Here is an 11,082-nt window from a genome sequence, read left to right on the forward strand (position 1 = left end):
TAGTTAATATTGTATTTATAACCAATTAATTAAAAACCATGGGATTAACTTCATTTTTTAAAAATCTATTTGGCTCAACAAAAGAGTCTGCTTCAGAATTGGCTACTAGTGCCGAAAATACTTTTGAACAAGCAAAAGAAGCGACTGCTCCGTACATCGAAAAAGTAGAAACTTTTGCAGAAGAAACTATTGATAAAGTAAAAGAAGTTTCAGAACCGATTATTGACCGCGCCTCTGATTATGCTGATAAAGCAAAAGAAACAGTAAGCGAATATGCAGATAAAGCATCAGAAGCTATAAGCGACGTAATTGATTCTGTTAAAGAAAAAACCGCAGCTCTAACAAGTGATGAAAGTCCAGAACTTATAACAGAAACCGTAGTGGATGCCAGCGAAATTGGTGACGAAGATGACGGTAAAGCGTAAACACGATTTTCTAATAATGTAAATATTTCTATATTTGCATCTCTAATGTACCTTCTCTTTTGAGAAGGTTTTTTTTATTTTAAAATCATGAATCTTAATCCCGAACAAGTCAGTAAATACATTAGCCGATTTATTGATATTTTAGTTGATTATTCACCAAAATTAATCTCTGCATTCATCATCTTATTTGTTGGTTTGTACGCCATCAGATTGATTAATCGCATTATGAGAAAAGTAATGATTCAGCGAAATCTGGATCCGACATTAACAAAATTCTTAGCTGATATTTTACTTTGGGCATTACGAATATTATTGTTTGTAACTTTTATTTCTAAATTAGGCATTGAAACTTCATCTTTCGTAGCTATTTTAGGAGCAATGGGACTTGCAGTTGGTTTATCATTGCAAGGTTCGCTTTCTAACTTTGCAGGCGGAATGCTTATCATTGTTTTTAAACCATTTAAAGTTGGAGATACCATAGAAGCGCAAGGCGTTATTGCGACAGTTCTTGAAATTCAGATTTTTGTAACCAAGATGCTGACTGGAAATAACCAAACTGTTTTTGTTCCAAATGGTGCTTTATCAAACGGAAATATTATCAATTATTCGATGCAGGGAGAAAGAAGAGCTGATTTGACTTTTTCAATTTCATACGATTCTGATATTAAAAAGGCTAAAGATATTCTTTTGGATGTTTTAAATAACAATCCAAAAATATTGAAAACGCCTGCACCAGAAGTTTTCGTAAAGAATTTATCGGCAAGTTCAATAGATTTTGCAGTTCGCCCTTGGGCTAAAAATGCTAATTACGGAGCTGTTTTTTCTGAAACGTTAGAAAACTGTAAAACTGCTTTGGATGAAGCTGGAATTTCAATCCAGCCGTATACGATACAGAAATAAAATATTATTGCTTTTTTGGAGGAGCAATCATAAAATCTTTTAAATAATAAGGTTCAAAATAAGCGACATCTACAGTGTCGCTTATTTGATACTTATCATAACTGATTTTACTCATAGCGTTTGCTGAAGGGTATTTTACATCTTCTAAAAACACAAAATTCTGTTTTGTTAAGACAGCTTTACATTTGTCCGCACAATCTCCAACAAAATATATTTTATCATGATATTCTTGAAATGAATTTTCGTCAATAATCTCCGCTTTAATAGCTCTGTCGATTGTCAAATCTGAATTAAAAATGGCACTGTAAACTTCCATTCTTCGTGCATCTAACATCGGAATAATTTTCCCATCAATCACTTCGGCCTGAGAAGCTAAAGTTTGAAGTGTATCAACAGCAATTAGAGGTATATTCAAAGCATAACACAGCCCCTTAGCAGCCGAAACGCCAATTCTTAATCCAGTATAAGATCCTGGACCTTGACTTACAGCAATTGCTGCTAAATCTTGAACTGAAATTCCTGCTTTTGCAATTACTTCTTCTATAAAAACATGAAGTTTTTCAGCATGCGAATATCCTTCGTCTGCAAGCTCATTGCAAGCAATTGTTTTTCCATCTTTTGCGACAGATACAGAACAATTTTTAGTAGCCGTTTCGATGTTGAGAATAAAAGACAAAGTATTAAAATTTAAAATATTATTGAATTCTTTTTATTATTTTTTTGGAGCTTCTACTTTTTTAAGCTTCACCTTATCTCCAGAATTAAGATCCTTAGAAACTGTAGTATAAGGTCCAGTAATTACAACATCCCCAGCTTTTAATCCAGACATTACTTCGATATTCGAATCGTCCTGAATTCCTGTTTTAATTACTCTTATTTGAGCTTTATCACCCACTTTCACAAAAACACATTCGAATTTTTTATCATTCTTTGGTGCTGTTTTTTTCTCTTCATCTGGAGCCTCTATCTTAATTTCTTTTACAGCTGTAGTATCCGATTTAACCACAACAGAACTAATTGGCACTGCCAAAACATTTGCTTTTATTGTTGTAATAATATCCACCGTTGCAGTCATTCCTGGTCTGAACGGAGAATAAGTATTTGGTTTCCCTTCCAACAAATCTTGATAAGACTCTTTTACTATACGAACCTTTACTTTAAAATTAGTTACCTGATCTGAAGTAAGTGTTGTACTGGCAGAGTTAGAAATGCTAGTTACAATTCCTTTAAACTTCTTTTTTAAGTAAGCATCTACCTCGACATTTGCCTCGTCTCCTATCTTAATTTTTACAATGTCATTTTCATTTACGTCTACTTCAACCTCCATATTATTAAGGTTTGCAACACGTAAAAGTTCTGTTCCTGCCATTTGCTGCGTTCCTAAAACTCTTTCACCTAATTCCACATTTAAAACAGAAATTGTTCCGTCTGCAGGAGAATAAATTGTAGTTCTGCCTAAGTTATCTCTAGCTTCGTTCACAGAAGCCGAAGCACTTTGAACATTATAATAAGAATTTTGTTTTGTTGCTTTTGCTACTTCAAAAGATGCAATTGCTTTATCCCAATCTGATCTCGAAATTACACCTTTATCGTATAATGTTTTATTACGTTCATAATTAGCTTTAGCTTCCTTAAAACTTGCTTCTGACTGTGTTAAACCAGCTTTAGAACCAGACAAATTAGAAACTGAACGATTATAACTAGAGGTATATAAATCAGGATTAATTTTTACCAACAAATCTCCTTTTTTAACAACTTGGCCTTCTTTTACATTTAGCAAAATAATTTCTCCCGAAACTTCCGGCGAAATTTTCACTTCAATTTCTGGTTGAATTTTACCTGTTGCCGAAACGGTTTCAACAATTGTTGAAGCCATTACTTTTGCTGTTTCTACTTCTTTTCCTTCTTCCTTATTTCCTATTACCCCAGCCTTTGAAAGACCGATTAAAGCTATAATGAGCACTATTGCACCACCTACTAAGAAATAAATTGTTTTTTTTGACATAATAAATTATTTTGTAATAATTGGAACAATTGGAATTCCGAAATAAAATTCAAGTATTTTAATTTTAAACATGTAATCGTATTTTGTTCGAATTACATCTGATTGTGCATTAGTCAACAATGTTTGAGCTTGTGTAAAATCAAAAGAATTCATCAAACCTACATCATATTTTTCTTTTGCATAATTGTAAGCTTGCTGTCTTGCTTCCAAAGTAACAGTCGAAGCTTCATAAGTGTTTAAAGCTGCTTTTGCATCTGTAAATGCAGTATAAACATTACGCTGTAAATCTAAACTTTTTTGCTCTAAATCTATTTTAGATTTTTCTAAATTTACTTTATTTCTTTCTACATTATTTCTAGCAGAAAAACCATTAAAAATCGGCACAGAAAGTTGCAATCCGAAAGACTGTCCTTTATTGTCATTAAACTGATCAAAAATAGGTTGTGCATTACCTAAAACAGATGAATAATTGTCTCTTAAAACGGGTTGATTTGTTCCTTGCACATATCCAATCTGAGAAGTTGGATTTGCAGTATTTAAGGTAGAACCAGTTATAATATCAGAATAACTAGCTCTGGTATTAAAATTGTAAAAAGCACTTAAAGTTGGCTGATAAGCTCCTTTAGCGATAACTACATTCTTCTCGGCAATTTCAAGGTTGGTTTGTGCTAATTTTAAGTCTGTTCTTATTTCTTTAGCTTTATCATAAATTTCAATTGGAGATTGTGCCAAAATATTGTTCTGATCTTCCAATTTATTATCATCAACAACATCAAAATCAGCAAATTCTTTTAATTGTAAAAGTTGTGCTAAACTTAATTTAGATATTAATAAATTATTTTCAGAAACGGCAATATTTTGCTTATCTGTAGCAACAGTTGCTTTTAAATCAAATAAATCTCCACGCGGAATTGTTCCAGCATTTACCATTTCTTCAGAACGGGCAAAGCGTTTTTCATCAATTGCCAATTGTTCTTTTTTAACTTTAAGATCTTCTTTATTAGATAAAATTTGTAAAAATGCGCTGGCAACATTCAAAGAAATATCTTCCTGCATTTTTAACAATTGGTATTTTGCAGCTACAATAGAAAGATTAGCTCTTCTTAAATTATTTTGATTTTGAAGTCCTTTGTAAATATCGACTCCTACAGAAGCTCCTACAGAAGAATATTGTGTAGTTTGGTTTTCAAGCAAACCTGTTGTAATATTCTGGTTCAAACCAATGTTCCAAGAGTGCGATGCATTTGCATTTACAGATGGCAGATAATTTCCAATTGCACCCTTTTTATCGATTGCAGCCGTTTTTAAATCAAGCTCTGTCAACTTTATCGTAATATTATTTTCTAATGCGTATCTAACGCATTCTTCTAAAGTCCATTGTTTTGATTGCGCTTGGCTCGTTAATCCGAAACCGAATAACATTGCAAAAACGAGACTATTATATTTGTTTATTTTCATATTTTTTTAATGAAAGCGCAGTAAATCGAACCGCGCAAATTTAACATTTTTTAAAACCAAAAAGATCCTTAAACTTTTAAATTAGTTTATTTTTTTTCTTTATCTCCCTCATTAATCAAGCCCTGATTCCAGATTTTTATTTTATCTGTATCTTTTATACCGCTTTTAACTTGAACATAGATTCCGTCGCTAACTCCAAGTACCAGATCTTTTCTCTGAAATTTTTGTGGAGCGGTTTCAATCTCCACATAAGGTTTTTGTGTTTTTTTGTCAAACTGAACTAACGATTCTTTAATAGCTAAGATTTTATCTGCTTTTTCTAAAATAATAGAAGCATTTGCACTCAATCCAGCTCTGATAAAAGTATCGTCTCTATTGATCATTTGCGCTTTTATTTCAAATTGAATTGCTCCGTTTTCGGTTACCCCTTTTGGTGCAATATAATTTAAAACTGCTTCAAATTTTTTGTTTTCGATAGCTCCAATTGTGATTTCAATTGGCATTTTTTCTTTGATTTTTCCAACTTCAGATTCATCGATTTTCCCAATAAAAATCATTCTTCCAACATCTGCAACACTTGCTATTGTTGTTCCTTCATTAAAATTATTACTTTCAATTACCTGATTTCCAACTTTTACCGGAACATCTAAAACCATCCCGTTTACCGTCGAACGAATCAATGTATTTGCATAAGTTCCTAATGACGAAGTAGTTCCTGTTTTTACAATATCCAAACTTTGTTTTGCCGCCAAATAAGTTTGTTTTGCCTGATTGTAAGCAACTTGAGCTGCATCAAAATCATTTGCAGAAATTACATCTTTCTCAAATAATGTTTTTTGTCTCTTGTACAGTTTTTCTTGATTGTCTAAAGCAATTTTAGCCGTTGTAACTTGATTTTGAGTACTGCTTACATTAGAAACATTTGCTACAACTCTAATTTTAGCAATCATATCGCCAGCTTTGATTTTTTCACCAGCTTTAATGTATACCTCTTCAATAATCCCTGAAATATTTGGTTTGATTAGAACTTCCTCATCAGGCTGAATATTTCCTGTCGCAATAGTATTCTTTACGATAGTCTTAATTTCTGCTTTCTCCGTTTTAAATACAACTGGTGGTTCTTGATTTTTAGCATACAAATAATAAAGTGCGCCAAAAAAAACAATTGCAATAAATATTAAAATGGTTACGGTTACTCCTTTTTTCATTTGTTTTTTGGTTTAATCGATTTATTTTGATTGATAATTTTATTCTGTTCTTAAAGCATCTACTGGCTTAACATTAATCGCAGTCTGAGCGGGAATAAATCCTGCAAGCAATCCTGAGCCGACCAATATTAATAAAGCCACAAACACTACTGTTAAATCTACACTAGGATTGGCAAACATGGTATTGCCGCCGGGGGGCATGGCATCTAATGCGATATTTAATAATGCTATGATTCCTGTTGCGACCGCTATTCCGAGCATACCTGAAATAATGGTTAAAAATATAGATTCTGATAATATTTGTGCTCTAATATTTCCTGGTGTTGCCCCTAAAGCTCTTCTAATTCCAATTTCTTTTGTACGCTCTTTAACCACAATAAGCATGATGTTAGAAATACCTATTACTCCTGAAATCAAAACTAAGGTTCCAACAAAATAAGCAATCACTTTTAGAATATTAAATAAACTTTGGACTTTATTAAATTGTTCATATAAGTCAAAATTTCCGACTGCACGATCATCCGTAGGATTAACTGAATGGAGCGCTTTTATAATTTCTAAAATTTTTGGCTTTAGTTCTGTAATCGAAGCTTCATCATTTGCCGTTAATGCCATCCAGCCTACTTTATCACCATAATTAAAAGCTTGCTGAAAGGTAGTAAACGGGATAAAAATATTTTTTTGTTCTTGTTCAGCATTTCCTCCTTGCTGTTTAGAGGTATAAACTCCAACCACCATAAAATTAATGCCGTTAATCTTTATATAAGTTCCTACAGCTTCTTCGGCTTTTCCGTATAGTTCGCTGATTACACCTTTTCCAATTACCGCAACTTTTCTTCGTTCATTAATATCCTGCTGATTTACAAAACGTCCTTTAATAATATCCATTGGCTGCTGTTTAATCAGCTCTGGATAATCTCCGTAAATTGTAAAGGCTGAAGTTTTAGTTCCTCTTACAACATTATTTGTTCCGTTAAAATCTCCAAGTTGATTTCTAGGCGAAACATACAATAAATCTGGTATAGCTTGTTTTAATGCTGCCACATCACTATTTCTAAAATCATAACGGCGTGTTTTTGGCAGACCTTTATAGGCTTTTGAAGTCGTTTGACTCCACATAAACATTGTATTGGTTGCTATTCCATCAAATCCTTTTTTTACACCATTTTCGAGACCGTTTCCAGCAGCAAGTAATATCACTAATATAAATATCCCCCAAAACACACCAAAAGCAGTCAGTATAGTTCTGAATACATTTGCTGTTAAAGCCTGTAAAATTTCGTCCCAATTATCTTTACTAAACATAATTATTCGTCTCTAAGTGCTACAATAGGTTTAATTTTGGCAGCTCTGTAAGCTGGGAAAAATCCAGCCATGGCTCCGGCAAAAACGAGCAAAACTAAGGTGGTCAATGCCACACTAAAATCTACTTCCGGATTTCTAAAAAATTCGCTCTGAACCATTGGCCCAACAAATTCTAACAAAAGAAGACTTCCAAGTAAACCAACAAAACCAGCAATTGTTGTAATAAATATTGATTCGTGAAGAATCATAGAAATGATTGAAAATGGCGATGCACCAAGAGCTTTTCTAATGCCAATTTCTTTCGTACGCTCTTTCACTATAATAAGCATAATATTACTTACTCCTACAACTCCAGCAATAATAGTACAAATACCAACCCACCAGAAAAACAGTCTAATATATAAATTCAAATCATAAAACTGCTTAGCGTCTTTAACTGAATTATAAGCCCCTATACCACTATCATCTTCAGGAGCAACTAGATTTTTGCTTTTTAACAGGTTCTTTAAATCTTGAGTAAACTTTTCAGATTGCGCTAATGCTTCATCATAATTATCTGTCTTTTTTAAGGTAAAAAACATATTGCTAATTTTATCGCCAGCACCAAAAGTTTTCTGAACAGTAGTTAATGGCAAATAAGCACGGGTTTCTTCTCTTTCTCCTCCTGGATCAGTAAAAACTCCAATTACTTTAAAACTAATATTGTTGATTAAGATTTCTTCTCCAATAGCATTTTTATCTTTAAGCAAATCGGTTTTTAATTTCATTCCGATAACAGCCACTTTCGCATTGCTTTCCAAGTCTTTAGCATTTACATAACGCCCCTGAACTATGGTTAAATTTTCAATACCTCCATAATCTGGATTTACTCCTCGATACTGATAATTACCAGACTCTTTACCATAAGCAAAAGACTGTCCCCAATAATTCTGTGTTGAAGCTCTCAAATCTAATTTGTCTTCAAACTTTTGAATAGATTGATTGTAGTCGCTATTTCGAAACTGAATTTGACGGCCAGGATTTAATCCTTTGTATTCTTTAGTTGTTGTTCCTGTCCAAACCTCAATAATTCCGGCAGCATCACGTTCAAACTGTTTTTCAATTCCGTTTTGAAGACCTTTTCCCGCACCAAGTAAAATCACCAAAATAAAAATTCCAGAAGCCACAGAAATTCCGGTTAAGAATGTTCTTAAACGGTTTTTAGAAATGGCTTCAAATATTTCCTGCCAACGCTCGATATTAAACATAAGACGAAGCTCTAACTTGTTCTACTTTTTTATCGTCAATAATTAGCCCATCTTTTAGGACTACGTTTCTTTTGCACATTGCTGCAATATCAGGTTCGTGTGTAACAATTAGGATCGTTTTCCCTTCATCATTAATTCCTTGAATAAGCTCCATTACTTCATAAGAAGTTTTCGTATCAAGAGCTCCAGTAGGCTCATCTGCCAACAAAACTTTCGGATTAGAAGCTAATGCTCTCGCAATAGCTACACGTTGTTTTTGTCCTCCAGAAAGCTCACTAGGTAAATGATGCGAATGACTTCCTAAACCTACTTTTTCTAAATATTTCATTGCAATTTCATAACGTTCTTTCCTTTTTATACCTTGGTAATATAGAGGCATTGCAACGTTATCAAGTGCACTTTTATAATTAATTAAATTAAAAGATTGAAAAACAAAACCTAAGAATTTATTACGATATCTTGAAGCTATGGTTTCGTTTAACTTTTTAATAGGCGTTTTATCCAAAATATAACTTCCTGAATCTGCTTCGTCCAAAATTCCTAAAATATTTAGGAGTGTCGACTTACCAGAACCAGATGACCCCATGATTGCAACCAATTCACCTTCTTCAATATTAAAATTAATACCCTTTAATACATGCAATTCAGAACTGCCCATTTTGTATGACTTGTGTAAATCTTTAATTTCAATCATGGTATTGTTAAATTTTTAGACAATAATAACATTTTTATTAAGTAATTTATGATAATAAAAAGTTAATACTTTCGTTACCATTTCTGTATAAGACTTCAATATTTACTAATTGTTACACTTTTTTAAGAAAATATGATTGTTTTTGTAATTTTACTCCAGTATTAAAAATTCATATTAATGAAACTTACTTCAGTCATTTCAATATTTACAGCCTTCACCTTACTTACAGGCTGTTCATCTTCTCAAAAATTAGATACATTAAAACCAGAACCAGACGATGCAAGTCCGCTGATTTACGATATTAATCCTTCGTTTATTAATCTGCCCATTACTATAAAATTAACTGACATTGAGAATCAAACCAATGCTGTTTTAAATGGATTGATTTATGAAGACAATACTATTGACGACGACGATATCGAAATGAAAATTTGGAAACAAGCTCCAATTAAAATTCAAAACGACCCTTCAAATCCCGATAAAAAACTTAAAACAATTTTACCTCTCAAAGCCAATATTAAATATCGCATAGGCACTAAAAAATTAGGTGTAGAATTGTACGATGTTAGAGAATTTAACCTAAACGGAACTATCACATTGTCTAGCGAAGCCGCTTTGACAAATTGGAAACTTACCACCAAAACTGAATTTAAATCTATTGAATGGAGTGAAAGTCCAACAATGAACGTTTTTGGCAAAAATATGCCAATTACCTACTTAATTAATCCTGCAATCTCTATTTTCAAAAACAAATTGGAAAAGAAAATAGATGAAGCTATTGAAAAATCAATGGATTTTAAACCAAATGTTCTTCAGGCTGTTGAAAAAATTTGTACTCCTTTTCAAATGAGCGATACTTATGAAAGTTGGCTTCGAATTGTTCCTATTGAAATCTATTCTACAAACGCCAAACTTAAAAACGATTCTTTTTTATTGGATATGGGAATGAAATGCAATATGGAAACAATTGTTGGTAAACAGCCCGAATCTAAATTCAATGCCAATAAAATTGTATTAAAGCCGGTTTCGAAAATTCCAAATCAAATTTCAGCCAATATTGCAGCTATTTCAAGCTATGTTGATGCTTCTAAAATTATGACTAAGAATTTTGCTGGACAAGAATTTGGATCCGGAGGCAAAAAAGTAACCGTAAAAAATGTATCTATCTGGCACAAAAATGGAAAAATGGTTATTGCACTAGACGTTTTAGGCTCTATAAACGGAACACTTTATTTAAATGGATTTCCTCAATACAATCCGCAGAGTAAAGAAATCTATTTCGATAAATTAGATTATGTTTTAGACACCAAAAGCAAACTAATGAGAACGGCTAACTGGCTGGCTCAAGGATATGTTTTAAGAAAAATGGAAGAAAGCTGTCGATATTCTATTCAAACCAATTTAGAAGAAGGCAAAAAAAATATGGCGGGTTATTTAAAGAATTATTCTCCGATGCCTGGAGTATTCGTGAACGGAAAAATGGAAGACATTCAATTTGATAAAATTCAATTGACTAATCAAGCCATTATCGCTTTCATCAAAATAAACGGGACAGTAAACGTTTCAGTAAATGGACTCAAATAAAGAAAGCAGTCTAAAATGAACTGCCCCCAAAAAGTTAGACACTATTTGGGGGCATTTTTATGGAAAGAAAAATCAAGTACAATTATGAGTTTAAACTTCTGTGCGTAAATGAAGTTTTAAATAGACATCGTTCAGTTAATTCAGTTGCGAATGAAAATAATTTTGACGAGTCAAATCTTAGAAAATGGGTTAAGTTTTACCAGAAGTATGGCAAAGAAGGTCTTTTACCCAGGAAGAATCGGATATACAACGTCAA

General features: G+C 32.7%; 11 protein-coding genes. 4 read left to right on the forward strand and 7 right to left on the reverse strand.

The window, feature by feature from the left end; all coding sequences use genetic code 11:
- Nucleotides 1–38 precede the first annotated feature (38 nt).
- Both LL966_RS15455 and LL966_RS15460 read left to right on the forward strand, forming a co-directional pair.
- Nucleotides 39–425: a YtxH domain-containing protein gene (locus LL966_RS15455; RefSeq protein ID WP_229354502.1), complete on the forward strand. Its 387-nt coding sequence runs from the start codon at nucleotides 39–41 to the stop codon at nucleotides 423–425.
- Nucleotides 426–512: 87 nt separating this feature from the next.
- Nucleotides 513–1,325, forward strand: coding sequence for a mechanosensitive ion channel family protein (locus tag LL966_RS15460; RefSeq protein WP_229354503.1), 813 nt, complete (start codon nucleotides 513–515; stop codon nucleotides 1,323–1,325).
- Nucleotides 1,326–1,329: 4 nt separating this feature from the next.
- On the opposite strand, the gene tsaB is transcribed toward LL966_RS15460, so the two are convergent.
- The 7 genes from tsaB to LL966_RS15495 all read right to left on the reverse strand — a co-directional run bounded on the left by tsaB (nucleotide 1,330) and on the right by LL966_RS15495 (nucleotide 9,242).
- Complete coding sequence (gene tsaB / locus LL966_RS15465) at nucleotides 1,330–2,001, reverse strand: tRNA (adenosine(37)-N6)-threonylcarbamoyltransferase complex dimerization subunit type 1 TsaB (RefSeq protein WP_229354505.1); 672 nt, start codon at nucleotides 1,999–2,001, stop codon at nucleotides 1,330–1,332.
- A gap of 36 nt (nucleotides 2,002–2,037) precedes the next feature.
- Nucleotides 2,038–3,330, reverse strand: a complete 1,293-nt coding sequence (locus LL966_RS15470; protein ID WP_229354507.1) for an efflux RND transporter periplasmic adaptor subunit — start codon at nucleotides 3,328–3,330, stop codon at nucleotides 2,038–2,040.
- A 6-nt stretch (nucleotides 3,331–3,336) separates the two neighbouring features.
- The gene (locus LL966_RS15475; RefSeq protein ID WP_229354508.1) at nucleotides 3,337–4,788 is read right to left on the reverse strand and encodes a TolC family protein; all 1,452 of its coding nucleotides are present in this window, start codon (nucleotides 4,786–4,788) and stop codon (nucleotides 3,337–3,339) included.
- A gap of 86 nt (nucleotides 4,789–4,874) precedes the next feature.
- Complete coding sequence (locus LL966_RS15480; RefSeq protein WP_229354511.1) at nucleotides 4,875–5,996, reverse strand: efflux RND transporter periplasmic adaptor subunit; 1,122 nt, start codon at nucleotides 5,994–5,996, stop codon at nucleotides 4,875–4,877.
- Between the two features lie 39 nt (nucleotides 5,997–6,035).
- Nucleotides 6,036–7,301: an ABC transporter permease gene (locus LL966_RS15485; protein WP_229354513.1), complete on the reverse strand. Its 1,266-nt coding sequence runs from the start codon at nucleotides 7,299–7,301 to the stop codon at nucleotides 6,036–6,038.
- A 2-nt stretch (nucleotides 7,302–7,303) separates the two neighbouring features.
- Nucleotides 7,304–8,548 (reverse strand): ABC transporter permease, encoded by a 1,245-nt coding sequence (locus LL966_RS15490; protein ID WP_229354515.1) that lies wholly within the window; start codon nucleotides 8,546–8,548, stop codon nucleotides 7,304–7,306.
- Nucleotides 8,541–9,242 (reverse strand): ABC transporter ATP-binding protein, encoded by a 702-nt coding sequence (locus LL966_RS15495; RefSeq protein ID WP_184157807.1) that lies wholly within the window; start codon nucleotides 9,240–9,242, stop codon nucleotides 8,541–8,543. The genes LL966_RS15490 and LL966_RS15495 overlap by 8 nt, the downstream gene beginning before the upstream one ends.
- Nucleotides 9,243–9,419: 177 nt before the next feature.
- Here LL966_RS15495 and LL966_RS15500 point away from each other — a divergent pair, with 177 nt between their 5' ends.
- On the forward strand, nucleotides 9,420–10,826 hold the full coding sequence (locus LL966_RS15500) for a DUF4403 family protein (protein WP_229354516.1): 1,407 nt from the start codon (nucleotides 9,420–9,422) through the stop codon (nucleotides 10,824–10,826).
- A gap of 59 nt (nucleotides 10,827–10,885) precedes the next feature.
- The coding region (locus tag LL966_RS22890; RefSeq protein ID WP_394799463.1) for a transposase at nucleotides 10,886–11,082 on the forward strand (197 nt) is incomplete at its 3' end.

Origin of the sequence: Flavobacterium chungbukense (assembly GCF_020805785.1) — a bacterium.
GTDB lineage: Bacteria > Bacteroidota > Bacteroidia > Flavobacteriales > Flavobacteriaceae > Flavobacterium > Flavobacterium chungbukense.

What these genes read in the sequence shown, in the direction of transcription:
- LL966_RS15455 (WP_229354502.1), top strand. Translation starts at nt 39, where the DNA reads ATGGGATTAACTTCATTTTTTAAAAATCTATTTGGCTCAACAAAAGAG.
- LL966_RS15460 (WP_229354503.1), top strand. Translation starts at nt 513, where the DNA reads ATGAATCTTAATCCCGAACAAGTCAGTAAATACATTAGCCGATTTATT.
- LL966_RS15470 (WP_229354507.1), bottom strand. Translation starts at nt 3,330, where the DNA reads ATGTCAAAAAAAACAATTTATTTCTTAGTAGGTGGTGCAATAGTGCTC.
- LL966_RS15475 (WP_229354508.1), bottom strand. Translation starts at nt 4,788, where the DNA reads ATGAAAATAAACAAATATAATAGTCTCGTTTTTGCAATGTTATTCGGT.
- LL966_RS15480 (WP_229354511.1), bottom strand. Translation starts at nt 5,996, where the DNA reads ATGAAAAAAGGAGTAACCGTAACCATTTTAATATTTATTGCAATTGTT.
- LL966_RS15485 (WP_229354513.1), bottom strand. Translation starts at nt 7,301, where the DNA reads ATGTTTAGTAAAGATAATTGGGACGAAATTTTACAGGCTTTAACAGCA.
- LL966_RS15490 (WP_229354515.1), bottom strand. Translation starts at nt 8,548, where the DNA reads ATGTTTAATATCGAGCGTTGGCAGGAAATATTTGAAGCCATTTCTAAA.
- LL966_RS15495 (WP_184157807.1), bottom strand. Translation starts at nt 9,242, where the DNA reads ATGATTGAAATTAAAGATTTACACAAGTCATACAAAATGGGCAGTTCT.
- LL966_RS15500 (WP_229354516.1), top strand. Translation starts at nt 9,420, where the DNA reads ATGAAACTTACTTCAGTCATTTCAATATTTACAGCCTTCACCTTACTT.